At 68.1% G+C, this 24,222-nt stretch carries 21 protein-coding genes; 7 read left to right on the top strand and 14 right to left on the bottom strand.

What is annotated here, in order from left to right; genetic code table 11:
- Nucleotides 1-29 precede the first annotated feature (29 nt).
- Nucleotides 30-683, top strand: coding sequence for an MBL fold metallo-hydrolase (locus AC1DVU_RS19995; protein ID WP_476924208.1), 654 nt, complete (start codon nt 30-32; stop codon nt 681-683).
- 35 nt (nt 684-718) lie between these two features.
- Nucleotides 719-1,210, top strand: a complete 492-nt coding sequence (locus AC1DVU_RS19990; RefSeq protein WP_476924207.1) for a DinB family protein — start codon at nt 719-721, stop codon at nt 1,208-1,210.
- Between the two features lie 11 nt (nt 1,211-1,221).
- Here the strand turns inward: AC1DVU_RS19990 and AC1DVU_RS19985 are convergent, their stop codons facing one another.
- From AC1DVU_RS19985 to AC1DVU_RS19970, 4 genes are read right to left on the bottom strand one after another with little or no spacing between them, the layout of a single operon-like run.
- Nucleotides 1,222-1,521 (bottom strand): hypothetical protein, encoded by a 300-nt coding sequence (locus tag AC1DVU_RS19985; protein WP_476924206.1) that lies wholly within the window; start codon nt 1,519-1,521, stop codon nt 1,222-1,224.
- 19 nt (nt 1,522-1,540) lie between these two features.
- Complete coding sequence (locus tag AC1DVU_RS19980) at nt 1,541-1,777, bottom strand: hypothetical protein (RefSeq protein WP_476924205.1); 237 nt, start codon at nt 1,775-1,777, stop codon at nt 1,541-1,543.
- 46 nt (nt 1,778-1,823) lie between these two features.
- On the bottom strand, nt 1,824-2,807 hold the full coding sequence (locus AC1DVU_RS19975; protein WP_476924204.1) for a hypothetical protein: 984 nt from the start codon (nt 2,805-2,807) through the stop codon (nt 1,824-1,826).
- Nucleotide 2,808: 1 nt separating this feature from the next.
- Nucleotides 2,809-4,089, bottom strand: coding sequence for a cytochrome P450 (locus AC1DVU_RS19970; RefSeq protein ID WP_476924203.1), 1,281 nt, complete (start codon nt 4,087-4,089; stop codon nt 2,809-2,811).
- 97 nt (nt 4,090-4,186) lie between these two features.
- Between AC1DVU_RS19970 and AC1DVU_RS19965 the strand changes: the two genes are divergently transcribed.
- Nucleotides 4,187-5,605, top strand: a complete 1,419-nt coding sequence (locus AC1DVU_RS19965) for an APC family permease (protein ID WP_476924202.1) — start codon at nt 4,187-4,189, stop codon at nt 5,603-5,605.
- A gap of 57 nt (nt 5,606-5,662) precedes the next feature.
- On the opposite strand, the gene AC1DVU_RS19960 is transcribed toward AC1DVU_RS19965, so the two are convergent.
- The 3 genes from AC1DVU_RS19960 to uvrB all read right to left on the bottom strand — a co-directional run bounded on the left by AC1DVU_RS19960 (nt 5,663) and on the right by uvrB (nt 9,868).
- The gene (locus tag AC1DVU_RS19960) at nt 5,663-6,661 is read right to left on the bottom strand and encodes a TerC family protein (RefSeq protein WP_476924318.1); all 999 of its coding nucleotides are present in this window, start codon (nt 6,659-6,661) and stop codon (nt 5,663-5,665) included.
- Nucleotides 6,662-6,867: 206 nt separating this feature from the next.
- Entirely contained in the window at nt 6,868-7,662 is a 795-nt protein-coding gene (locus AC1DVU_RS19955) for an aldose epimerase family protein (protein ID WP_476924201.1), read from the bottom strand.
- Nucleotides 7,663-7,786: 124 nt separating this feature from the next.
- Nucleotides 7,787-9,868, bottom strand: coding sequence for an excinuclease ABC subunit UvrB (gene uvrB / locus AC1DVU_RS19950; RefSeq protein ID WP_476924200.1), 2,082 nt, complete (start codon nt 9,866-9,868; stop codon nt 7,787-7,789).
- Between the two features lie 48 nt (nt 9,869-9,916).
- Between uvrB and AC1DVU_RS19945 the strand changes: the two genes are divergently transcribed.
- Nucleotides 9,917-10,573 carry a TetR/AcrR family transcriptional regulator gene (locus AC1DVU_RS19945; protein ID WP_476924199.1) on the top strand — a complete coding sequence of 219 codons (657 nt, stop codon included), beginning with the start codon at nt 9,917-9,919 and terminating at the stop codon, nt 10,571-10,573.
- A 3-nt stretch (nt 10,574-10,576) separates the two neighbouring features.
- Here the strand turns inward: AC1DVU_RS19945 and AC1DVU_RS19940 are convergent, their stop codons facing one another.
- Together AC1DVU_RS19940 and AC1DVU_RS19935 are read right to left on the bottom strand one after the other, a co-directional pair.
- A complete protein-coding gene (locus tag AC1DVU_RS19940; protein ID WP_476924198.1) occupies nt 10,577-11,962 on the bottom strand; it encodes a pyridoxal phosphate-dependent decarboxylase family protein in 1,386 nt (461 codons plus the stop codon).
- A 123-nt stretch (nt 11,963-12,085) separates the two neighbouring features.
- A complete protein-coding gene (locus tag AC1DVU_RS19935) occupies nt 12,086-13,585 on the bottom strand; it encodes an acetyl-CoA C-acetyltransferase (RefSeq protein ID WP_476924197.1) in 1,500 nt (499 codons plus the stop codon).
- 65 nt (nt 13,586-13,650) lie between these two features.
- Here AC1DVU_RS19935 and AC1DVU_RS19930 point away from each other — a divergent pair, with 65 nt between their 5' ends.
- From AC1DVU_RS19930 to AC1DVU_RS19920, 3 genes are read left to right on the top strand one after another with little or no spacing between them, the layout of a single operon-like run.
- Nucleotides 13,651-15,000 carry a 3-oxoacyl-ACP reductase gene (locus AC1DVU_RS19930; protein ID WP_476924196.1) on the top strand — a complete coding sequence of 450 codons (1,350 nt, stop codon included), beginning with the start codon at nt 13,651-13,653 and terminating at the stop codon, nt 14,998-15,000.
- Nucleotide 15,001: 1 nt separating this feature from the next.
- Nucleotides 15,002-15,916, top strand: coding sequence for a MaoC/PaaZ C-terminal domain-containing protein (locus AC1DVU_RS19925; protein WP_476924195.1), 915 nt, complete (start codon nt 15,002-15,004; stop codon nt 15,914-15,916).
- Between the two features lie 45 nt (nt 15,917-15,961).
- On the top strand, nt 15,962-17,842 hold the full coding sequence (locus AC1DVU_RS19920; RefSeq protein ID WP_476924194.1) for a CocE/NonD family hydrolase: 1,881 nt from the start codon (nt 15,962-15,964) through the stop codon (nt 17,840-17,842).
- Here the strand turns inward: AC1DVU_RS19920 and AC1DVU_RS19915 are convergent.
- The 5 genes from AC1DVU_RS19915 to AC1DVU_RS19895 all read right to left on the bottom strand — a co-directional run bounded on the left by AC1DVU_RS19915 (nt 17,839) and on the right by AC1DVU_RS19895 (nt 24,194).
- Nucleotides 17,839-18,711 carry an acyl-CoA thioesterase gene (locus AC1DVU_RS19915; protein WP_476924193.1) on the bottom strand — a complete coding sequence of 291 codons (873 nt, stop codon included), beginning with the start codon at nt 18,709-18,711 and terminating at the stop codon, nt 17,839-17,841. The two genes, AC1DVU_RS19920 and AC1DVU_RS19915, sit on opposite strands and share 4 nt — an antisense overlap.
- A 31-nt stretch (nt 18,712-18,742) precedes the next feature.
- Entirely contained in the window at nt 18,743-19,645 is a 903-nt protein-coding gene (locus tag AC1DVU_RS19910; protein ID WP_476924192.1) for a PAC2 family protein, read from the bottom strand.
- Between the two features lie 10 nt (nt 19,646-19,655).
- The gene (gene dxs, locus AC1DVU_RS19905; protein ID WP_476924191.1) at nt 19,656-21,536 is read right to left on the bottom strand and encodes a 1-deoxy-D-xylulose-5-phosphate synthase; all 1,881 of its coding nucleotides are present in this window, start codon (nt 21,534-21,536) and stop codon (nt 19,656-19,658) included.
- A gap of 93 nt (nt 21,537-21,629) precedes the next feature.
- Entirely contained in the window at nt 21,630-23,615 is a 1,986-nt protein-coding gene (locus tag AC1DVU_RS19900; RefSeq protein ID WP_476924190.1) for a hypothetical protein, read from the bottom strand.
- 66 nt (nt 23,616-23,681) lie between these two features.
- On the bottom strand, nt 23,682-24,194 hold the full coding sequence (locus tag AC1DVU_RS19895; protein ID WP_476924189.1) for a flavin reductase family protein: 513 nt from the start codon (nt 24,192-24,194) through the stop codon (nt 23,682-23,684).
- Between the last annotated feature and the right edge of the window lie 28 nt (nt 24,195-24,222).

Genomic DNA, 24,222 nt, shown 5'->3' with positions numbered 1-24,222 from the left:
GGTCTGTGAGGGTCTGGCAGGCTGAGCCCATGACGTACACAGGAGAGGTCGAGGTCGGCGGACCGGCCGACGTGCAGGTGGCCGGCGACCTCATGATCACCAAGGTCGCCGTCGGCGAGATGAACAACAACGCGTACCTGCTGCGCTGCGTCCTCACTGGCGAACAAGCCCTCATCGATGCGGCCAACGAGTACGACACGCTGCTCGGCCTGGTCGGCAGCGACGGCCTGGCCCGGGTCATCACGACCCACCGGCACGGCGACCACTGGCAAGCCCTCGCCACGATCGTCGAGCGCACCGGCGCAGAGACCGTCGCCGGCGAGGACGACGCCGACGAGCTGCCTGTGCCCGTCACGACCCGCGTACGTACGGGAGCACGCGTGCGCGTCGGCTCCTGCGAGCTCGAGGTCATCGAGGTCGTCGGCCACACGCCGGGCTCGATCGTGCTGGCGTACGACGATCCCGACGGCGTCGTGCACCTGTTCACCGGCGACTCGCTCTTCCCCGGCGGCGTCGGCAAGACCTGGTCGCCCGAGGACTTCTCAACGCTGATCGACGAGGTCGAGACCAAGATCTTCAACCGCTTCGCCGACGACACCTGGGTCTACCCTGGGCACGGCCACGACACGACCCTCGGCGCCGAGCGGCCCCACCTGCAGGAGTGGCGCGAGCGCGGCTGGTAGTCCCGCGGGCCTGCCGTCAGCGTTAGAGTCCGCGCATGACTGACGACCGCATCGAACCACCCGGCACCGGCGACGAGCGGACGATCCTCACGACGATGCTGGACTGGCATCGGGCGACGATCTATCGCAAGAGTGCGGGACTCACCGACGAGCAGCTGCGCCATCACGCCGTTCCGTCTTCGGACGTGACGCTGCTCGGGCTTCTGCGCCACCTCGCGGGGGTCGAGCGGTGGTGGTTCCAGGTGGTCATCGCCGGCGAGGACGCCCCAGCGCCGTACGACACCGATGGCTTCACCAAGCTGGACGAGTCGACCGGCGAACAAGCCCGCGCCGTCCTCGACGACCACATCGGACGCTCACGGGACATCGCAGCAGCGCGGTCACTCGACGACGTGGGCAAGCATCCGCGGAGCGGCGAGCAGTTCACGTTGCGATGGGTCCTCGTCCACATGATCGAGGAGTACTCCCGTCACAACGGTCACGCTGATCTGATCCGCGAGGCGATCGACGGCGAGACCGGAGAATGACCGGCGCTCGTTCAACGGACGACGAACGCTCCGGTCTCGACGTCGACGCCCAGCGCGAAGAGCAGGTCAGCGAAGAAGCCGTGTGAGATCTGCGGCGCCGTACGAACGGGTGCGACCACGGGAGGGCGCGGGTCGGCCCACGGCCCGTTCGGGATGATGATGCGCGGCACGGGCAGCGGCTGGAGCCGGGCCACCGCGGGCGGGTGCCGCACGCCCGTACGTTGATCAGTGCCGCTCACGAACCAGCCCACGCCGAACGAGACCGCGACCAGCGCGACGACCGTCACGATGGCGAGGAGCACGCGGCGCATGCCCCGGATCATAGTCCGGTCAGTTGTGGTGGCCCTGGCTCTCGAACGCCGCCTGGGCGAACGCGAGCAGCAGGCCAGTCACGGCAGACAGGATCGCGACGGCTACGGCGACGTAGCCCCACGGCTCGCGGTCGATCTCACCATCGCGTGCGATGCCGATGACGATCGCCGCGCCCGCCGCGATGAACACGACGAGTGCGGTGTACATGCCCCACCGCCGGTGATGCTCGTGGAGCGTGATGTTCCTCCGCGCCATACCTTCATCGTGCGCTCGGACCGGCGCAGACGCAACAGTGAAATGGCTAATCGTCTCGGGGCAACGACACATACACGGCGTTGACCGCGACGGCCTGCTCGAGCTCGGTCGAGAGACCCGCGAAGAACTGCGACCGGTAGGTCTCGTCGGTGACCGCGTAAACGGTGAAGTAGAGCCCCGCGAACGAGGCCAGGAACACCGCGACCTGGAACAGCTCGTTGGTCAACGGGAGGCTCTTGCCGAGCGACGGCAGGTCGTGGACGCTCGCCTGCTGGGTCCAGGCCACGATGGTGGAGTCAGGGATCGTCAGCTCGCCGAAGACCACGAAGAACGCGAACAGGCCGAGGCTCAGCAGCAACACCTGGATCGCCTGGCTGAACAGCAGGACGAGGACCAGGTTGGCCCGGGCGAACCGCCGCAGGTCGGCCGGTGCAGCCGTGATCTGCCGCGCCGCCTCGGCCGCAGGAGTCCCGATGCAGCAGTCGGCCAGCCTCTCGCCGGCGACCTCACGCTCGACCCTGCGCACCTCTTCGGGCAGGCGTACGAGCAGGAACACCGTCGCGATCGCGGCGAAGAACGCCACGGCCGACCACAACACGTTGCGCGACATCAATGCGGCGACCTGCCACACCTCGGCGTTGATGAACAGGAACGTCACCGCGAGCAGGAGCAGCGGCAAGGCGCGCGTCAGCAAGGGAAACATCAGGCCGAGCGAACCGAACGTACGCCGAGCGGCCCACCGCAGCATCGTGCCCATGCGCAGGAGGCGCCCGGCGAACAGGCCCAGCAGCGCCAGGAACAACACGACGCCGGTGAAGATCCCCCAGGCGCGACCGTCGTCGACGAAGATCCCCACGCAGACACCCGCTGCGATCGCGGTTGCGGCGATCAGGACGATGACGGCGGTGATGCGCTTCCTCGACAGCCACCGCTCGATCCGATCGGCGTGATCGCCTGAGAAGTACGGGAGCCCGTGGTCGTCGAACCAGTCCTCGATCTCCGCGGCGGTACGCGCGTGGGAGGTGACCACGTCAGAAGGTGACGGGCAGCTCGTCGACGCCGTACACGAAGGACAGCTGCCGGAAGCTCAGCTCCTCCTGCGGCTTCGCGAGTGCGAGGTCGGGGAACCGCTGGAACAGCCTCGGCAGGGCGATGCGCAGCTCCATGCGGGCCAGCTCGGCTCCGATGCAGCGGTGAATCCCGTGGCCGAAGGCCAGGTGGCCGCTGGCCGGGATGCGATGGGGGTCGAACTCGTCGGGCCGCTCCCCCGCGGAGCTCGGATCGCGGTTGGCGCCGCTCAGCGAGGCCAGCACGACGTCGCCGGCCCTGAGCTGCTTGCCGAACAGCATCATGTCCTGCTTGGCGAACCGCGGGAACGCGACCTGCACGACCGACAGATAGCGCAGGAGCTCCTCGACGATGCGGTCGACGTCCTCGGGATCACCCTTGCGGATCAGGGCGGCGTACTCCGGGTCGCGCAGCAGCACGATCGTGCCCAGCGCGATCATGCCGGCGGTGGTCTCGAACCCGCCCGTGAACACGCCATCGGCGAGTCCAGCCAGATCGATGTCGGAGATCAGGTCGCCCTCGTCGCGCAGGATCTGCCCGATGAGCCCGGGACCTGGCTCCTTGCGCTGCTTCGCGACGGCCTCGAACAGGAACTCACGCTGCTCGGACACCGCCCCGAAGGCCGCCGCCCCGCCGTTCGTCGCGTCGAAACGTGCGCTGCCGAGCTTCTCGAACGCGTCGCGGTCGTCGTAGTCGAGACCCAGCAGTGCGCAGATGGTCTGGAACGGCACCGGGAACGCCACGTGTTTCGCCATGTCGGCACCGGAGCCCTCAGCGGCCAGATTGTCGAGCTGACGGTCGACGATCTCGCTGATCATCGGCTCCAACCGGGCCAGCCGACGCATCGTGAACTCGGGCGTGACGATCTTGCGCAGACGCGTGTGGAGCGGAGGATCCGTGAACCCCAGTCCTCCGATGTCGTCGGAGGTGGCCGGTCCGTCGCCGTGGAACATGTGCCGGATGTCGTTGGAGTACGAGTCGCGGTCGGTCAGGATGCGCCGCGACTCCTCGTAGCCCGTCACGAGGAAGGCCCGGAAGTTGAACGGCAGATCGAGCTTGTGCATCGGCTCGGTCGCGCGAATCTCGGCGATCCGGGGTACGGGGTCCATGACGTTGCGCTGCAACGGGACCTTGGTCGGCTCGGGGATGAACGAGATTCGTGAGAGGTCGATGCCCTTCTTCTGGATGCGTCGCACCACCAGCTTGCCGACCCAGCCGGAGACCATTGCCCTCACATCAACCACGGATTGAAACTACACTGCCCGGTTGCTTCTTCGAGCCACTCGGTGGAGGGTGAGACCCTGACGACGCCTGTCGGGGGCGCACGAGCGAGGGGACTCCATGAGTACAAACACGACCGATCCCGGGCAAGAAACCGAGCTGCGAAGGGTCATGGGGCCCAAGCTGCTCCTGCTCTTCATTGTCGGCGACATCCTCGGCACGGGCGTCTACGCGCTGACCGGCCAGGTCGCTGCTGAGGTTGGCGGCGCAGCGTGGCTGCCGTTCCTCGTGGCGTTCATCGTCGCGACCATGACAGCGTTCTCCTATCTCGAGCTCGTGACGAAGTATCCCCAGGCCGCAGGCGCCGCCCTGTATGTCCACAAGGCCTTCGGCGTCCACTTCTTCACCTTCATCGTCGCGTTCGCGGTCATGTGCTCCGGCATCACCTCCGCGTCGACCGCCTCACGCGCCTTCGCCTCGAACCTGGCGATCGGCGTCGAGTGGGAGGCCAGCAACACCGAGATCATGCTGATCGCCCTCGCGTTCATGGCCCTCGTCATGGCAGTCAACCTTCGGGGCGTCAGCGAGAGCGTCAAGGCCAACGTGGTCCTGACGCTTGTCGAGCTCTCCGGTCTGGTCATCGTGATCATCATCGGCTTCTACGCGATCGCCGGCGGCGATGCCGACTTCGGTCGCGTCGTGGCGTTCGACACCCCGGACGACAAGAACGTCTTCCTGGCTGTCACAACGGCGACATCGTTGGCGTTCTTCGCCATGGTCGGCTTCGAGGACTCGGTCAACATGGCCGAGGAGTGCCACGAGCCGCACAAGATCTTCCCGCGGATGATGCTCACCGGACTGGGCATCACCGGCACGATCTACATCCTGATCTCGATCTGCGCCGTCGCACTCGTTCCGGTGGGCACGCTCGCGGGCAGCGACACGCCGCTCATCGAGGTCGTCAAGGCCGGCGCGCCCGACTTCCCGATGGACAAGATCCTGCCGTTCATCTCCATGTTCGCGGTCGCCAACTCCGCACTGATCAACATGATGATGGCCAGCCGCCTGCTCTACGGCATGTCCAAGCAAGGCGTGATCCCGAAGTCGTTGTCCAAGGTCCACGCCAAGAACCGAACCCCGTGGGCCTCGATCCTGTTCACGACCGCGCTGTCGTTCGGGCTCATCGCGTACGTCTCGAACGCCAGCGACGACGCGATCGCCGTGCTCGGCGGTACCACGGCCCTGCTGTTGCTCGGGGTGTTCGCCGTCGTCAACGTCGCGGTGCTCGTGCTGCGGCATGACCGGGTCGACCGTCCCCACTTCCGCACCCACACCGCGATCGCCGTCGCCGGAGCGTTGTCCTGCCTCTACCTCGTCACGCCGCTGTCGGGCCGAGACGGTGAGCAGTACGAGGTTGCCGGCATCCTCCTGGCCATCGGTCTGGTGCTGTCGGTGCCGATCTACCTGTTCCGACGCGCACAGGGCGAGGACCTCGAGATCACGGATCCCGACGACATACCCCCGCACGACCTGCCGTGACATGGCTCCGGCCGGCTCCAGGTGGAGCCGGCCGGATGCACGTCATGCTGCTGGGTTCTAGCCCAGCTCGCGGGCTGCCTTCTCCCGCCGCGACGAGACCGTGAGGCTGACCACCGCGGTGACCGACAGGATCAGCACGATCACGCCGAGGCTCAGCAGGGTCGGGATCTCGGGTACGTCGAAGTTCTCGCCGCCGTTGATGAACGGCAGCTCATTGGTGTGCAGCGCGTGCAGCACGAGCTTGACGCCGATGAACGCCAGCAGGATCGCGAGACCCTGCGACAGGTAGATCAGGCGCTTGAGCAGGTCGCCGAGCAGGAAGTAGAGCTGGCGCAGACCCATCAGCGCGAACACGTTGGCCGTGAACACGAGGTACGGCTCCTTGGTGAGGCCGTAGATCGCCGGGATCGAGTCCAGGGCGAACAGCAGGTCGGTCGTGCCGAGCGACAGGATCACCAGGAACATCGGCGTGATGAAGGTCTTGCCGTTCTCCTTGATGAACAGCTTGAGCCCGTACCACTCCGTCTTGGTGTTGAAGAAGCGCTCCGCGAACCTGACGACACCGTTGCGGCCGTCGTCGTCGTGCTCGGTGTCCTTCATCAGCGTGTACGCGGTCCAGAGCAGGAACGCGCCGAAGAGGTAGAAGATCCACGAGAAGTTCTCGATCGCGACCGCGCCGAGCGCGATGAAGATGCCGCGGAACACCAGCGCGATGATGATGCCGACGAGCAGCGCCTCCTGCTGCAGCTTCCTGGGCACCTTGAAGCTCGCCATGATGATCAGGAAGATGAACAAGTTGTCGATCGACAGGCTGTACTCCGTCAGCCAGCCCGCGAAGAACTGCAGACCGAAGTCGCCGCCCTTCTCGGGCACGTCGTGGTGGATCGCCACCCAGATGCCGAAGGCGACCGCCAGGCCGATGTAGCCGGCGAGGTAGATCGCGCATTCCTTCATCGTGGGCTCGTGCGGCTTGCGTGCCACGACGATGACGTCGAAGAGCAGGACCGCGATCGTGACGGAGATCGTCACGATCCACTCGGTCTGCGAGACGGACATGCTGACGGTGTCAGCGGTGCTCTCGGCAAAGGGCAGGATCACGGGTACCTCCGGTCGTCGGGACGCCGGAGGTCTCTTCCGCCGCGTGATGCGGCCCGCAACACCGGGCGACTGCTGGGAGCCTCCGTGATGACGACGTTGCGATCGGGGAATACTCCCCTCCACGTCTCATTCTTGCAGACCGCGGCGGCGCCTCCCGCCACGTGTCACGGCTGCGGCAGCGTACGAACCGTGATCTCGAGCCATACGCCGTGGGGCCACGGCCCGGCCGGCTGCAGGGTCGGGTGGTCGAAAGCGTCCGGAGGCGCGGTCTGCGGCTCGACACACAACGTGTCGTCAGGCTCGTCGTAGATGATCCACCAGTCGGCTGACGAGGTGAGGGTGAGCTCGAGCGCGCCGGGCCAGGTCAGCACCGGCGCCGAGGCCAGGCGGAAGCAGTCGTCCCACGGTCCGGCACTCGGGTCGACGAGCGTGCCGGTGGGCAGGTCGTCGGGGCCGCGCTCGACCATGACCTCGGGTCGCAGCGAGGCGACCAGCTCCTCACCGCTGTCGAGGCGGCGCCTGAACCACGGGTGCAGGCCGATCGAGCAGGGCGCCTCGGTGTCGTCATCCCACGACAGCTCGATTCTCAAGCCGTCGTCGAGGAGCTCGTACGTCTGGGTCGCGACACCCGGAGCCGGCCACGGCGCACCGATCGCGAGCTCGTAAGCGCCCTCGGCCACGCGGTCCCACGGCGAGATGTGCCCGAGACCGTGCAAGGCGTGATCGCCGTCGGTCTGCGGCAGCTGGTGGACCTCGCCACCCAGAGCCAACCTGCCGTCGCGGATCCGGCCGGCCCACGGCACCATCGGGAAGCAGCCGTCCGCGATGGCGGGATCGATGTCCGGAGCGCTCGCGCGGGCCAGGACCTCGTGGCCGTCGATGACCAGGCTGATGAGCCGGGCGCCGCGGGTGGGGTCGATGACCACACGGATGCGGTCGTTCTCGAGGACGTCAGTCACGTGGACATTGTGTGGCCTCGATACGGGGCCTCGTTCCTCGGCCCCACTCGACCACCGAGTGCTCACGTGAGTATCCGCCGGTCGAGTAGCCGACCGAGCTCTGCGGGGGAGGCGTATCGAGACCTCAGACGCCGGCTTGGAGCATGCTGCGCAGCTCCTTCTTGAGGTCGCCGATCTCGTCGCGCAGACGCGCGGCAACCTCGAACTGCAGCTCGGCCGCGGCGGCTCGCATCTGCTCGCTGAGCTGCTCGATCAGGTCGGCGAGCTCACCCGACGGCAGGTTGGCGAGGTCGGCGGTGTGCCCCAGGGGCACCGGAGCACCCTTGCGGCGCTTGTCACCGGTCGCCGCCAGCAGCGTCGCGGTGTCGGCGTCCTCGCGGGCGAGCATGTCGGTGATGTCGCCGATCTTCTTGCGCAGCGGCGTCGGGTCGATGCCGTTGGCGACGTTGTAGGCGACCTGCTTCTCGCGGCGCCGGTTGGTCTCCTCGATCGCCCAGCCCATCGAGTCGGTGATCGTGTCGGCATACATGATGACCTGGCCCGACACGTTGCGCGCCGCACGGCCGATCGTCTGAATCAGCGACCGGCCCGAGCGCAGGAAGCCTTCCTTGTCGGCGTCGAGGATCGCGACGAGGCTCACCTCGGGCAGGTCGAGACCCTCGCGGAGCAGGTTGATGCCGACCAGGACGTCGTACTCCCCCATGCGCAGCTCGCGCAGCAGCTCGACACGCCGAAGCGTGTCGACCTCGCTGTGGAGGTAGCGGGTGCGGATGCCGGCCTCGAGGAGGTAGTCGGTCAGGTCCTCGGACATCTTCTTGGTCAGCGTCGTGACCAAGACACGTTCCTCGCGCTCGGTGCGGGTGCGGATCTGGGTGATCAGGTCATCGATCTGACCCTTGGTCGGCTTGACGATGACCTCGGGGTCGACCAACCCGGTCGGGCGGATGATCTGCTCGACGACGTCGCCCTGGACCTTCTCCATCTCGTAGTTGCCCGGGGTCGCCGAGAGGTAGACCGTCTGGCCGATGCGCTCGAGGAACTCGGCCCACTTGAGCGGCCGGTTGTCCATAGCGCTCGGGAGGCGGAAGCCGTGCTCGACGAGTGAGCGCTTGCGCGACATGTCGCCTTCGTACATCGCGCCGATCTGCGGGATCGTCACGTGCGACTCGTCGACCACGAGGACGAAGTCGTCGGGGAAGTAGTCGAGCAGGCAGTGACCCGGCGTGCCGGGACCGCGGCCGTCCATGTGCCGCGAGTAGTTCTCGATGCCGGCGCACGTGCCGACCTGCTGCATCATCTCGAGGTCGTAGGTCGTGCGCATGCGCAGCCGTTGCGCCTCGAGCAGCTTGCCCTCGCCCTCGAGCTCGGCGAGCCGCTCCTCGAGCTCGATCTCGATCGTGCGCATCGCGCGGTTCATGGTCTCCTGGCCGGCGGCGTAGTGCGTCGCCGCGCCGACATAGAGCTCCTGGTCGTCGCTCAGCACCTCGCCGGTCAACGGGTGCAGCGTCATGAGCCGCTCGATCTCGTCGCCGAAGAACTCCACCCGCACGGCGTGCTCCTGGTAGACCGGGAAGATCTCGACGGTGTCGCCCTTGACCCGGAACGTGCCACGGGTCGACGAGACGTCGTTGCGGACATACTGCGCCTGGACCAGTGTGCGGAGCAGCTTGTCGCGGGGCAGCTCCTCGCCGACCTTGAAGCCGATCATGCGCTCGAGGTATTCCTGCGCCGAGCCGAGGCCGTAGATGCACGAGACGGTGGCGACCACGATGACGTCGCGGCGGGTCAGCAGCGACCAGGTCGCCGAGTGACGCAGCCGCTCGACCTCTTCGTTGATCGACGAGTCCTTCTCGATGTAGGTGTCGCTCTGCGCGATGTAGGCCTCGGGYTGGTAGTAGTCGTAGTAGGAGACGAAGTAYTCGACCGCGTTGTTGGGCAGCAGCTCGCGCAGCTCGTTGGCGAACTGGGCCGCGAGCAGCTTGTTGGGCATCATGACCAGCATCGGGCGCTGCAGCCGCTCGGCCAGCCACGCCGTCGTCGCGGTCTTGCCGGTGCCGGTCGCACCCAGCAGGACGTTGTCCTTGTTGCCGGCGTTGATCCTGCGTTCGAGCTCGGCGATGGCCGCCGGCTGGTCACCGGCGGGCTGGTAGTCGGAGACGACCTCGAACGGCGCGACTTGGCGCTGGAGCTCGGACACAGAACGCATACCTTGAGCCTACGTCGCACCACCGACAATCGGCCTTAGAGTTGATTCATGCCCGTCTCGGAACGCCGCGCAGAGCGGAAGAGGGAGATTCTCGACGCCACACGCACTCTCTTCGACGAGCGCGGGGTGCGAGATGCGCAGATCGAGGACATCGCGAGAGCCGTCGGGATCAATCGCGCGATCATCTACCGGCACTTCTCCGGCAAGGAGGAGCTGTTCGCCGAGACGCTCGTGGGCTATCTCGAAGAGCTCGACAAGACGTTGGCCTCCTCCGACGACGACACGCAGGAGCCGGTCACGCGCCTCGAGGACATGATCGTGGTGTTCCTCGACTTCGGCTCGGCGTTCCCGGCCTTCGTCGACTGCGCACAGACCTTGCTGCGGCGCCGCGGCGAGGAGCTCATGGAAGAGGTCAGTGAGCGGGTCATGTTCGACCTCGGCCGCGCCATGGCCTCCTGCCTCAACCACGTCGTCGACGTGCTCGAGGCCGGCATCAAGACCGGCGAGTTCCACGTACGCGACACCTATCTGCTGGCCAACGTCTTCTACACGCAGGCGCTCGGCGTCATGAACCTCGCGACGCTGCAGCTGTCGGTCCGCGAGCAGAACCCGGGCCTGCCGGCCGTCGACGCCGTGCCGTTCGACGAGGTCAAGGCCTATCTGCAGCACGCGGCGGTGGCCATGGCGCGCGCCGAGATCAGCTGACGCTCACACCGCAGCGGCGGCCCGCACGGCATCGACCGACAGGCGTACGTCCCGCGCGTCGGTCGACCAGTTGCTGACCGAGATGCGCAGCACGTCGCGGCCCCGCCAGCGTGAGCCCGACATCCAGGTCGTCCCATCGGCGATCAGCCGCGCGGTCACCTCTCGCGTACGCTCGTCGCTGCCGAAGGAGACGCACACCTGCGTGTAGACCACGTCGTTGAGCACCTCGACCCCGTCGATCGCCTGGAGGCGGTTCGCGATCTCTCGCGCATTCGCCACCAGGCCGTCGACGAGGCCGACCACCCCCTCCCGCCCGAGAGATCGCAACACCGCCCAGACCGGCACGCCTCGCGCCCGGCGTGACAGCTCAGGAGCCTTCTCGAACGGGTCACCTGGTCCGGACTCGTCGGGCATGAGATAGCTGGCATGTACCCCCATCGCGCCGCGCATTGCACCCGAATCCGCGACGATCGCGAGACCGCAGTCGTACGGCACGTTGAGCGTCTTGTGCGCGTCCGTCGTCCAGGAGTCCGCGCCGGCAAGTCCCTCGACGAGGTGGCTCAGTGCGGGCGACGCTGCTGCCCAGAGGCCGAACGCACCGTCCACATGGACCCACGCTCCACGCTCGTGGGCCAGGTCGATCGCGTCGGCGAACGGGTCGAACGCGCCGGAATGGACGTTGCCGGCCTGGAGGCACAGCACGATCGGTTCGCCTTGGGGCACCGCGCTCAACGCCTCGGCGAGCGCGTCGACCTCGATGCGACCCTCGGCGTCAGCAGCGACGGCGGTCGGTTGCCCGAGCCCCAGGTAACGCAGCGCCAGGTCGACCGTGTCGTGCCGCTCCGCCCCGACCAGCACGTGGACCTGCGGCGCTCCCGTCAGCCCGTCGCGCTCGACGTCCCATCCGGCCTTCGCCAGCACGGCATGGCGAGCCGCCGCGAGGCACGTGAAGTTGGACATCGTGGCGCCGGTGACGAAGCCGACGTCGGCGTCCGACGGCAGCCGCAACAGCTCCAGCAGCCAGCGCCCGGCTGACTCCTCCAGCGCGGCGGTGGCCGGTGTCGAGTAGCGCATGCCGGCGTTCTGGTCCCAGCCGCTGACCAGCCAGTCCGCGGCGAGCCCCGCAGGCAGCGTCCCACCCATGACCCAGCCGAAGAACCGGCCTGACCCGATCGCCATGAGGCCGGGGTCCGCCTTCGCCGCGAGCTCGTCGACCACGTCAGCGGGATCCGTGCCCTGCTCCGGCAGCGGCCCCCCGACGTCGTCAAGGAGCTCCGAGGCCGTGACCCGCGGCCCGACCGGCCGCTCATCGATCGACGACAACCACCGGCGTACGTGCTCGTGCGCCTTGGCGAGCGACTCGTCGTATGCCTCACTGCGTGCCGTCATGCTGGGCCGGCTTTCTCGTGTTGGCCCCATCGTGCCCCGAAATGTGAAGAAGTGCACCGTTGGCGGTCGCCAGACCGGTGCACTTCGTCACGAATCGCGGCGGGTGCCGCGGAGGGCCGAGCCTCAGGCCTCGAGGATCGCCACAACTCCCTGGCCGCCGGCGGCACAGATCGAGATCAGGCCACGACCCGAGCCCTTCTCGTGCAGCAGCTTGGCGAGGTTGGCGACGATGCGGCCACCTGTCGCGGCGAACGGGTGCGCCGTTGCGAGCGACGAGCCCTTGACGTTGAGCTTGCTGCGGTCGATCGAGCCGAGCGGCTCGTCGAGGCCCAGGCGCTCCTTGCAGAACGCCGGGTCCTCCCAGGCAGCGAGCGTCGTGAGCACCTGGCCGGCGAACGCCTCGTGGATCTCGTAGAAGTCGAAGTCCTGCAGGGTGAGGCCCTGACGGGCAAGCATGCGCGGCACGGCGTACGCCGGAGCCATCAGCAGGCCCTCGGCGCCGGACACGTAGTCGACCGCCGCGGTCTCGTAGTCGACGAAGTACGCCAGCGGCGTCCAGCCGTGCTTCTCGGCCTCGTCCTCCGACGCCAGCAGCACCGTCGATGCGCCGTCGGACAGCGGCGTGGAGTTGGCCGCCGTCATCGTGGCGCCCTCGCCCTTGCCGAAGACCGGCTTGAGCTGGGCGAGCTTGTCCAACGACGAGTCGGGACGCAGGTTGTTGTCCTTGGTGACGCCGAGGAACGGCGTGATCAGGTCATCCTGCCAGCCCTCGTCGTACGCCTTGGCGAGGTTCTGGTGCGAAGCGACGGCGAGCTCGTCCTGGGCCTCGCGGGTGATGCCCCACTCCTTGGTCGTGATGGCCTGGCTGTCACCCATCGACAGCCCGGTGCGCGGCTCGGAGTTGCGCGGCTGGTCCGGCGCGAGGTAGGCCGGACGGATCTTGGCGAGCGCAGCGAGGCGTCCCTTGTTGTCCTTGGCGCGATTGGCCTCGAGCAGGATCTTGCGGAGCTTCTCGCCGACAGCAAGGGGTGCGTCCGACGTGGTGTCGGCGCCGCCGGCGATGCCGGACTCGATCTTGCCCAGTGCGATCTTGTTGGCGACCAGCACGGCGGCCTGGATGCCGGTGTCGCATGCCTGCTGCACGTCGTACGCCGGAGTGTCGGGCGAGAGCTTGGAGCCGAGGACCGTCTCGCGGGCGAGGTTGAAGTCGCGGCTGTGCTTGAGGACGGCGCCGGCGGCGAACTCTCCGACCCGCTCACCCTCGAGGCCGAAGCGGTCGACGAGGCCGTCGAGCGCTGCGGTCAGCATGTCCTGGTTGGAGGCGTTGGTGTAGACGGTGTTGGAGCGCGCGAATGGGATGCGGTTGCCGCCGATGACCGCGACGCGGCGAACTGTCTGGGCTCCGGCAGCCGCGGAGGCCACGCTCGACACGGTCTCGGCAGCCTTGGTGGCCGCGGACTTCTGGGCGGGGGCCTTCTTGGCCGGCGCCTTCGCGGACGCCTTCTTCGCGGGGGCCTTCTTGGCTGGTGTCGTGTCCGCCATGGCGGTCTCCTCGATCTTCGTGAACGATGTCGTGAACGTGATGAGCGCCGCATCCACCGCGGTGGACTGGCACTGTTTCATGAGGTTACAGTTTCAGGAGCATTCCAGATACCAATGGTATCCGAGAGATAGGACACACCCAAGTCATGGCAGACCGCTATCAGTCCCTCGCTCACAACCCCATCGGCAAGTTCATCGTCAAGAACCTGGGTCTGCCCAATCCCCCGGTCCTGGAGCGCTGGTCCGAAGGCGATCCGCTCGTCAAGGGCACCGTCCTGATCGGCGCCGCACCGGGCAGCACTCTCGGCAAGAAGCTCGCCGCGACCCTCAAGTCGAGCGGCATCAGCTCGGTCGGCGTACGTGCCGACAGCAAGACGTACAAGGGCCTGGTGTTCGACGCGACCGGCATCAGCGACACGGCCGCGCTCGCCGACATGCAGCAGTTCTTCACGCCCGCCCTGCGCAGCCTCGCCCGCTCGGGCCGGCTCGTCGTGATCGGCACCCTTCCGGAGCAGGCCGAGTCCGAGACCGCCGCCATCGCGCAGCGCGCCCTCGAGGGATTCGTACGCTCTGCCGGCAAGGAGGTCGGCGGCAACGGCAGCACGGCCAACCTCGTCTACGTCGGAGCGGGCGCAGAGGATGCGCTCGGCTCGACGCTGGAGTTCCTCCTCTCCCCCAAGTCGGCGTTCGTCGACGGCCAGGTCATCCGACTCGGGCTCACCGAGCTCGTCGATGCAGATCCGGTCGCCGACCCGGCCAAGCCGCTGGCCGGCAAGGTCGCGCTGATCACCGGCGCCTCCCGCGGGCTGGGCGAGGCGATGGCCCGTACGCTCCACCGCGACGGCGCCGAGATCGTCGGGCTCGACGTGCCGCAGCTGTCAGGTGAGCTGGAGGCCGTGATGGCCGAGCTCGGCGGCACCGCGATCGCCGAGGACATCACCTCACCTGAGGCGCCCAAGGTCATCGCTGCCGCCCTCAAGAAGGCACACGGCGGCGTCGACATCGTCGTGCACAACGCCGGCATCACCCGCGACAAGCGGCTCAAGAACATGAAGACCGAGAACTGGAACCTGGTGATCGACATCAGCGTCGGCGCCCCGCAGCGCATCACCGCGGAGCTGCTGAAGCAGAAGCTCCTCCGCCCCGGCGGCCGCGTCATCGGCATCTCGTCGATCGCGGGCATCGCGGGCAACAACGGCCAGACGAGCTACGGCACCGCCAAGGCCGGCGTCATCGGCTTCGTCAACGACCTCTCCAAGCGGGTCGCCAAGGACGGCATCACGGTCAACGCGATCGCCCCGGGATTCATCGAGACCGACATGGTCAAGACCATGCCGCTCGGCATCCGCGAGGCCGGCCGCCGGCTCAGCTCGCTGTCGCAGGGCGGGCAGCCGATCGACGTCGCCGAGGCAATCGCCTGGTATGCCCACCCGGGATCGTCGGCGATCTCCGGCAACGTCGTACGCGTGTGCGGCCAGGCCCTGATCGGAGCCTGACGTGGCCACTCGTACGTTCGACAAGGCGCCGTCCACCGCGCCGCTGATGCTCAAGGCGGTCCTGCCGGCGCTCCCCGTGATCGGCGGGCTCCCGGGCGTCAAGCACGCCAAGGGATCGGTGCCCGACATCGTGCTCGAGCGCAAGGGTGTCGTGACCGACCTCAAGCACCTCGAGGCGTACAACGAGGTCTGCGGATTCCCCCGCGGCGACCACCTCCCGGCGACCTATCCACACATGGCAGCGTTCGCGCTGCACATGGCGCTGATGACCGACACCGCGTTCCCGTTCGCCCCGATGGGTCTGGTGCACCTGCGCAACACGATCCGCCAGCACCGTCCGCTGGGCGTCGCCGAGACGTACGACGTCTCCGTACGCGCTGCGGACCTGCGCCCGCACCCCAAGGGATCCCTGATCGACCTCCTCACCGAGGTCTCGGTTGACGGCGACCTCGTCTGGGACGAGGTCACGACCTTGTTCTCCCGCCACAATCCCCCGCGCGCTGAGCGCACGGGAGGTGCCCCCAGCGGGTCAGCCGAGACGTCTCCGGCTCCGCTGACCGGCGTCGAGGCACCCAACGGCGTCGTGCACTGGAAGCTCGCCGGCGACCTGGGCCGGCGCTATGGCTCGGTGTCGGGTGACCGCAACCCGATCCACCTCTACCCGCTGACCGCCAAGGCGTTCGGCTTCCCGACCAACATCGCGCACGGCATGTGGACCTTGGCGCGCAGCCTCTCCGCGGTGCAGAACAAGCTGCCGGCGGCGTTCACGGTCGACGTCGAGTTCCGCAAGCCGATCCTGCTGCCGGGCACCGTCGTCTTCGGGTCACAGGCCGAGGGCGAGGACCTGCTGTTCGGCGTCAAGGGTTCCAAGAAGCCGGTGACGCACCTCGTCGGAAGGGTCACGACAAAAGCGTAACTCTGAGTTACGCTGTCGAGCACTTCCACGACACAGGGGGCACTCGTGCTTGCTCGTTCGGTCCTGATCCGCCTGCTCACCGTCCTCGGGCTCACGATGGGACTGATCGGCGCGCCCCTCTCGTTCGACGCCGCCTCGGCGGCGCCGACGTGGACGCCCCGCGGCGAGCAGTACGCCAACACCGTGACGGAGCGGGACGTCGCGATCCCGATGTCCGACGGCATGATCCTGCGCGGCGACGTCATGCGCCCCGCCGACGCCGACGGCAAGGCCATCGACCAGCGGTTCCCGGTGATCGTGACCATCACGGCGTACAACAAGACCGTCCTCATGTCAGCGGGTGGCCTCGGCGGGACCGACCCGGCCTACCTGGTCAAGCGTGGCTACGTGCAGCTCACGGTCGACGCGCGTGGAACCGGCAGCTCCGAAGGCGTCTGGCGGGCCTTCGACGCCCGCGAGAACCAGGACGGCGGCGAGATCATGACCTGGGCGCACTCGTCGGCGCGCCCCTGGAGCAACGGCATCACCGGCATGAGTGGGCCGTCGTACATGGGCATCAGCCAGCTCTGGGCGGCCGCTGCCCAGCCGCCCGGGCTCAAGGCGATCTTCCCGCAGGTGCCCGGCGCCGATGTCTACCGTGACGTCGTGGCCTCGGGCGGGCAGCTCGACGTCGGCTTCATCCCCCTGTGGCTGGGACTCGTGACGTCCACGGGGTTGATCCCGCCGGCGGTCCTGGCCAGCAGCCCGGAGTCGGCGATCAAGGAGCTGCTCGACCACCTGACCGGCGCCGGGACGTTCACCGTCCCGCTGCTGCTCAGCGCCTTCCTCGGCGGCGATCCCGCATACGACGGCGCGTTCTACAAGGAGCGCTCCGTCATCAACGTGATCGACAAGGTCAGGGTGCCCGCCTTCTTCGTCTCCGGTGAGTACGACCTGTTCCAGCGCGGCACTCCCCTGCTGTTCGAGAACCTCAACAAGCGCGGGATCCCGACCAAGATGATCGTCGGTCCGTGGGACCACCTGCAGGCCTCGAGCGGCGCGGAGGTCGGCAACGCGGGCTACGGCTCGCTGGCCGAGCTGCAGCTCCGGTGGTTCGACCACTACCTCAAGGGCCAGAGCGATCCGACCCTCGACACCGACATCGCCAACCTGACCTACTACGAGCAGGGCACAGGGGCATGGCAGAAGACCTCGAAGTGGATCGACTCGTCCTTGACCGGCGCCAAGCTCAAGCTCTCCGGCACGTCGGCGCCCCTCGGCACACCCGGCGGGCTCACGTCCGGCACCCGCACCGACGGCACCTCGAGCCTGTACCCGGTGCCGGTGGCCGGCCTCTGCACGCGTTCCGCCAACCAGTGGACCGCCGGGCTGCCCAACATGGTGCTCGCAGACCTGCCGTGCTTCTCCGACAACACGCTCAACGACAAGGCCGGCGCGGTGTTCAGCACCAAGCCGCTGACCAGCGCCGTCACGATCCAGGGACCCATCAATGCCCACCTCTATGCCTCGAGCGTCGGCGGCGACGGGATGCTGTCGGTCGCGCTGGAGGACGAGGCGCCCGACGGCACGGTCAAGCGCCTGACCGGCGGCTGGCAGGTCATCTCACACCGCGCCCTCGACACCGCCAAGTCGCGCTATCTCGACGGAGTGCTGATCCAGCCGTTCCACCCGTTCACCCAGGCGGCGCAGAAGCCCCTGGCGCCCGGCGAGGTCGCGCCGGTCGACGTCGAGATCTTCCCGACGAGGGCCAAGATCCTGCCGGGTCACAAGCTCCGCATCGCGGTGCAGACATTCGACGTCCCGCACCTGTTGCCGACGTTGTTCGACTTGCTGGGCACCCTGACAGTCGTCAAGATCCACAACTCGGCGACATACCCGTCGACGATCAACTTCCCCAGCGTCGGCGCTCTGCCTGCCGTCGACTAGCTGCGCGGCGTGATGCGGCGGATCAGGCCCTCCTGGGCGACCGTCGCGACGAGCGTGCCGTCCTCGGTGAACACCCGAGCCGTGCTCAGTCCGCGTGCGCCAGAGGCTGACGGTGACGTCTGGTCGTACAACAGCCACTGGTCGGCCGCGATCGGCCGGTGGAACCAGATCACGTGATCGAGTGATGCCGCCTGTACGTCCGGCGCACCGATGAACGTGCTGTGCGGCACCAGGCTCGCGCCGAGCAGGCTCAGGTCGCTGATGTAGGTGAAGGCCGCGTTGTGGACGATCTGCGAGTCCGGCAGCTTGCCGTCCGCGCGGAACCACAGGCGCTGCACGACCGGGACGAGCGTGCGCTGGGGGTCGTCCTCGGCCCGGTTGTCGCCGATGTAGCGCATGTCGAACGACGACCACTCGCGGTCCCAGAAGTCGGCGGCCTCGGAGCCGCGTCCGCCGATGACGTCGGTCAGGGGCATGGACTCGTCCGGTGAGGGGACGTCGGGCATCGCGTCCTGGTGGTCCCAGCCGTCCTCGACGATCTGGAACGACGCGGTCATGTAGAAGATGATCTCGCCGTGCTGGCGCGCGGCCACGCGACGAGTCGTGAAGGATCCGCCGTCGCGGACGTTCTCGACGTCGTAGACGATCGGGATGCTCGGATCGCCCCCGAGGATGAAGTAGAGGTGCAGCGAGTGCACGTGGCGCTCGTCGGGGACGGTCAGCTGGGCAGCCATCAGGGCCTGCGCCGCGACCTGCCCGCCGAACACCCGCGGGAGCTCCGATTCCTTTGGCTGGGACCCCCGGTAGAGCCCGACCTCGAGCTGCTCGAGGTTGAGGAGGCCAACGACGTCGTCAAGGGAGGAAGGCACCCGATCACCCTATCGGTGGACGAGGTGAGCTTCAGCCTTGGTCGTTCTTCCTCTGGCGCGCCAGGAACTGCTCGAACTGGTCGGCCAGCTCGTCGCCGCTGGGGAGGTCCTCGTCGCTGGCCAGCAGTGACTGCGCAGCGCCGCGGGTGAACGCGTCGTACTGCTCCTCGAGGCCACCGAGGAGGCTCTGGCCGCCCTGCTCCTCGATCTGCTGCTCGATCTCCGCGAGGGCCGCCTCCTGGCGGGCCTTGAGGGACTCGACGTCGATGCTGAGGCCCGTGCGGTCGACGAGCGCGTCGATCAGCGCGAGCGAAGCCGTCGGGTAGTCGATCTGCGCGAGGTAGTGCGGCACGTGCACGACGTAGCCGGCAGCGTCATGGCCCCACTGCCCGAGGCGGTACTCCAGCAGCGACTGCGCCGACGAGGGCACCATGACCTGAGCCGACCAGAGGTTCTGCCGGTCGACGAGGTCCGGGCGGGTGCCGTGCGCCGTGATCATGGTCGGGCGCGTGTGCGGTACGCCCATCGGCACGGCGCCGAGGCCCAGCGTCAAGGGCACGTCGTGCTCCTCGATGACGTCGTGGACCTCGGAGATGAACTGCTCCCAGTGGAAGTCCGGCTCGGGGCCGGCCATCAGGAAGTAGGGCATGCCGTTGTCGTCGTGCTCGAGGATGACCTGCAGCGTCGGGTCGTCGTACTCCGCGTAGTGGTCCTCGCGGAACGCGATCATGGGCCGGCGGGCGCGGTAGTCGAACATCGAGTCGAGGTCGAACTCGTGGACGAGCTCGCCGTGGCCGGATCGCAACTGGTCAGCCGCGAGTCGGGCGGCCGACCCGGCGCCGAGGAACCCGTCCAGGGCATGGATCAGGATCGGACCTGTGCCCTCTCGGGGGGTCTCGTCACGGTCGCGTCGCGGTAGCCATTTCATCGCCATGGTCAACCACTCATCCGTCTGCGCTATTCCTCGACAGCGCGGCCAGGGTGTCGTCGGCGACTGCCTGCGGGGTGAGGCCGAGCCGCTCGAGGATGACGTCACGCTTGGCGTGATCGAGGAACTCCTGCTCGACGCCGTGCACGCGGATCGGCACGTCGGAGCCGGCGTCGCGTACGGCCTGGGTGAACGCCGCTCCGATTCCGCCGTGGCGACCGTTGTCCTCGACGGTCACCACCAGGCCGTAGCCGGAGGCAAGCTCGACCAGAGCAGGGTCGATCGGCTTGACCCAGCGGGGATCAACGACAGTCACACCGTGGCCAGCAGCACGTACGATCTCGGCCGCATCGGCGCCGAGGTGACCGAACGCGCCGATCGCGACGATCAGGACGTCCTTGGCATCGTCGCGCGAGAGGACGTCGGTCGTGCCGATCCGCTCGATCGCCGGAAGGTCGGCGCAGACCCCGCCCTTGGCGAAGCGGATGACAGTCGGTGCGTCGTCGACCTGGACCGCCTCGCGCAGCAGCTCCCGCAGCTGGGCGCCGTCACGCGGGGCGGCGAGTCGCAGGCCCGGGACGATCTGCAGCAGCGACATGTCCCACATGCCGTTGTGGCTGGCACCGTCCTCGCCCGTGACGCCGGCCCGGTCGAGGACGAACGTCACGCCGCACTTGTGCAGCGCCACGTCGAGCAGCACCTGGTCGAACGCCCGGTTGATGAACGTGGCATAGACCGCGACGACGGGGTGCAGGCCGCCCATCGCGAGGCCCGCGGCACTCGTGACGGCGTGCTGCTCGGCGATGCCGACGTCGAACACCCGGTCGGGGAACTTGTCGGCGAACGCGTCGAGCCCCACGGGATAGAGCATCGCGGCGGTGATGGCGACGACGTCGGGCCGCTCGTCGGCGATGCGGACGATCTCGTCGCGGAAGACCGAGGTCCAGCCGGCCGGTGCGACGTTGACCGCCTCGCCGGTCGCCCGGTGGAACGGGTTGGCCTGGTGCATCTGGTCGTTCTCGTTGGCGACCGCGATGTCATACCCCTGGCCCTTGGTCGTCAGCACGTGGACCAGGACGGGCCCGCCGAACTTCTTGGCCTGCGTGAGGGCACGCTCGACGGCGGGACGGTCGTGGCCGTCGACGGGGCCGATGTACTTGAGCCCGAGGTCCTCGAACATGCCCTGCGGTGCGAGTGCGTCCTTGACGCCCTTCTTGATCGCGTGCAGGGCTTCGTATGCCGCGGGGCCGACGATTCGGGAGCGGTTGAGCCGCTCCTTGATCGCGCCGAGCGCGGGCTCGTACCTGGGGTTGGTGCGAATCTCGGTCAATCTGTTGGCAAGCCCGCCGACGGTCGGGGTGTATGAGCGGCCGTTGTCGTTGACGACCACGACGAGGCGGCGGTCCTTGTCGGCGGCGATGTTGTTGAGCGCCTCCCAGGCCATGCCGCCGGTCAGCGCCCCGTCGCCGATGACCGCGACGACGTGGTCGTCCTTGCCGAGCAGCAGGTTGGCCTTGGCCATGCCGTCGGCGTACGACAGGCTCGTCGACGCGTGCGAGTTCTCGACCCAGTCGTGCTCGGACTCGGCGCGGCTCGGGTAGCCGGAGAGCCCGCCCTCCTTGCGCAACGTCCCGAACTGGCCGGCGCGACCGGTCAGCATCTTGTGCACGTACGCCTGGTGGCCCGTGTCCCAGACGACCCGGTCGCGCGGTGAGTCGAACACCCGGTGGATCGCCATGCCGAGCTCGACGACGCCGAGATTTGGCCCGAGGTGTCCGCCGTTGGACGCGACCGACGTGATCAGGAGCTCGCGGATCTCGGCGGCGAGACGCGCCAGCTGGTCGTCGTCGAGGGCCTTGAGGTCGGCAGGCCCGGTCAGGTTCGCAAGAACGCTCATCGGTGCCTCCTTCCCCTCGTGGACATGCTGATCAGTCTATCGACGTCATCCGCGTCTGCTGGGTCGGGCAGCGTCCGCCGTACGTCCGATGGCCTACCTCAGACGCGCGGCAACGGATCGGATGCCCCGGCCGAGGAAGGTGTTCCTCATCTTCCGCCACACGCGGGAGCGAGCCAGTGCCTTCGCCGTGGGCCGGACGAGGCCGCTTCGCTCTGGCTTGGGTGCCGTGATGGGAGCCGCGACCGGCTCGGGCGGATGGGGCACGGTCGCCTGGGGACGCTCACGAGGACCCAGACCCGCCAGACCCCGCAGGTGGTCCGTGAAGCTCGCCCGCCACACCGCGGCGCGCAGCACGCGCTCCTGGTAGGCATTGGTCTCCCCGCGCACCGAGAGGTGCCAGATGCGATGGGCCTGGTCGATGTCGAAGGCAGCACCCCAGTCGTCGGTGTCCGCGAGCAGGCTCTCAACCTCGGGGCGATCCTCGGAGTCGGCGATCCGGATGACGCGCGCGATCCGCGACTTCCGCATGCTTTCAGCGGCTTCGGCCTTCATCTCGATCGGGAAGTACGGCACGTCGGCCCATGAGGGAACCAGTCGCCGGGTCAGCTCGCGATGGAAGCTGTTCGCCCTGCGAGCCTCGGGAGAAAGGGAGAGCGCGGTGCTGACGAAGCTCGAGGCGAGCAGCGGCGAGACAACGCCCAGACGCTCGCCGGTCGTGCCCCAGCGGCGCATCCGCTGCAGCACGTAGTACTGGCCAAGGATGAGCTCGCCACGGACGCCCCAGGACGCGATGCGCCTCAGCTCCGACAGCACCTGGTGGGTGACGTGGGCGCGCGCCTCCTTGCTCTCGCCCGGCGTGTTGGCCCGGTGCGCCAGGATCCGCTGGGTGTAGGCATCGAGGGTGTCCTCGAGTGGCAGCTTGTCCAGCCCGGCAAGCTGGCCGCGGATGTAGAGCCCGTGGGCGGCCTCTCCACCCACCCCGCTCACGACGAGCTGGGTCTCGGCGTCGAGATGCGAGGGCACGTCGTAGGTCAGGTACGTGCACGGCCGCAGGGCCTCGCAGTAGTCGTGCCATTGGCGCGCCCGCTCGATCACCCTGATCTTGGGTGGCTCGATCTCGCCTCCAGTGGCCTTGTGCTCGATCTGGTGCTGGAGGGGGCCAGGCGCAAGATCTACGAGCTGCCGGGCGACATCGAGATCTCCCGGAAAGGCGTCGTGCGAGTGGAGGACCATGTCGCTGCCGCTTGCCTGGAAGGCAGCGGCCACCAGGCGAGAGTCGCGACCACCGGAGAGATGGACGACCGGCGTCCCCTTGTAGAGGCGGCTGATCGAGGTGGCGATGCCCATCAGCTGGGCGACCGTCTCGTCGAGCTGGTCGTCCGTCGGGTCGCCGGAGGACTGCTGTGCCGGGACCCAGACGGCCGAGGTCTCCAGCATGGACACCCGGCGCCGGCCGGAGCGACCGTCCCAGTGCACGTGCGTGCCGGCGTCCAGGGCCCGGACGCCGCGATAAGGGGTCGTGTTGCCGAACATCTCGTCGGTGTAGCCCATCTGCAGCCACCCTGAGGCGTCCGGCTCGGCCGGCATGCCGGCGAACAGGAGGGCGGCGACCGGCCGGTTGCTGTAGACCCATCCCGTCGGGGTGCGCAGCTCGAACAGGCGCCCCACCCCGATGACGTCGACGAACACGTCGACCGTGTCACTGGCCTCGACGAAGCTCGCACCGACGAAGGGGYCGGTCACCTCAAGCACTCGGGACGGCCGTTGCCGCAGCTCGCGGGCGAGGTCGAAAGGCGCCTGGTCCAGCGGGACGGTCCCGATCATGCGCTCCACGCCCAGAGGGGCGTAAAGGGACGCGAAGACCTCGTCAGGGTTCTCGGCCCACGCTGGCCAGAGAGAGGGACTGTCCTCGGTCTCCCACATGACCATGCCCACTGTCGGAGAGACATGGGTGGCGCGCGTCGGGCCGTGCTTCCACAGGCGTGCGTAGTGCGCCTCCACACGCCGGATGCCGTCGTCCACGGCTTGCCTGGTCGCCTCCGGACTGGTGGCAGTCACGCTGAGGACAAAGGTCTGCACGAGTTCCTCCCCTGGAATTCAGCAACGCGAGGTCTGTCACCCTCGCGCGGCCCACGATAGCGGTGGCTAGGCGCCGGAGGTGTTGTAGCGGCCCCGCAGATGGATCAACGCATCGGCGGCCCCGACTGTCACGGCCTCGACGATGCCTTCGACGAGCAGCCCCCAGCCGACGTGCCGCGGCTCGGCCTCGTCCCGGCGTACGCCGATCCAGCCTGCTGTGCCGGCCAGCACAGGACCCCACTCGCTGTCGCTCCACTCACCCAGCGTGAACGGGCCGCCCGGCGCCGGGGCGACCCCGGCGAACGCGTCGGCCAGGAACCGGTGCTCGTCGCCGAGGACATTGACCGTCCACCTCGATGGGGACGCCTCCCAGAAGTCGGAGTCGGGGTCGATCAGGCCCAGCACCCGGTCCGGCTCGCCGGCGGCCAGGAGCATCGACGACACCGTCAGCCCTCGACGCTGGGAACCCTCGCCGGTCGCCCACACCGTCACGGGTGCCGGCATCCGTCCACGTATGCGTCGCAGTGGGTCGCGATCGCCCTCGGGAGGGACGAACGGATGGTCCGAGTGGATCGTCACGCCTTCATTGTGCGCCACTGGGCAGACG

The sequence above is a fragment of the Aeromicrobium sp. P2_G6 genome, from assembly GCF_056403535.1.
Note: the sequence above shows the minus strand (reverse complement) of the source record. Positions and strands in the feature narration are given on the sequence as shown.

Bases quoted from the DNA above. Each gene is read 5' to 3' on its own strand.
- AC1DVU_RS19995 (WP_476924208.1), top strand. From the start codon at position 30: ATGACGTACACAGGAGAGGTCGAGGTCGGCGGACCGGCCGACGTGCAG.
- AC1DVU_RS19990 (WP_476924207.1), top strand. From the start codon at position 719: ATGACTGACGACCGCATCGAACCACCCGGCACCGGCGACGAGCGGACG.
- AC1DVU_RS19985 (WP_476924206.1), bottom strand. From the start codon at position 1,521: ATGCGCCGCGTGCTCCTCGCCATCGTGACGGTCGTCGCGCTGGTCGCG.
- AC1DVU_RS19980 (WP_476924205.1), bottom strand. From the start codon at position 1,777: ATGGCGCGGAGGAACATCACGCTCCACGAGCATCACCGGCGGTGGGGC.
- AC1DVU_RS19965 (WP_476924202.1), top strand. From the start codon at position 4,187: ATGAGTACAAACACGACCGATCCCGGGCAAGAAACCGAGCTGCGAAGG.
- AC1DVU_RS19960 (WP_476924318.1), bottom strand. From the start codon at position 6,661: ATGTCCGTCTCGCAGACCGAGTGGATCGTGACGATCTCCGTCACGATC.
- AC1DVU_RS19945 (WP_476924199.1), top strand. From the start codon at position 9,917: ATGCCCGTCTCGGAACGCCGCGCAGAGCGGAAGAGGGAGATTCTCGAC.
- AC1DVU_RS19940 (WP_476924198.1), bottom strand. From the start codon at position 11,962: ATGACGGCACGCAGTGAGGCATACGACGAGTCGCTCGCCAAGGCGCAC.
- AC1DVU_RS19935 (WP_476924197.1), bottom strand. From the start codon at position 13,585: ATGAAACAGTGCCAGTCCACCGCGGTGGATGCGGCGCTCATCACGTTC.
- AC1DVU_RS19930 (WP_476924196.1), top strand. From the start codon at position 13,651: ATGGCAGACCGCTATCAGTCCCTCGCTCACAACCCCATCGGCAAGTTC.
- AC1DVU_RS19910 (WP_476924192.1), bottom strand. From the start codon at position 19,645: ATGGCGATGAAATGGCTACCGCGACGCGACCGTGACGAGACCCCCCGA.
- dxs (WP_476924191.1), bottom strand. From the start codon at position 21,536: ATGAGCGTTCTTGCGAACCTGACCGGGCCTGCCGACCTCAAGGCCCTC.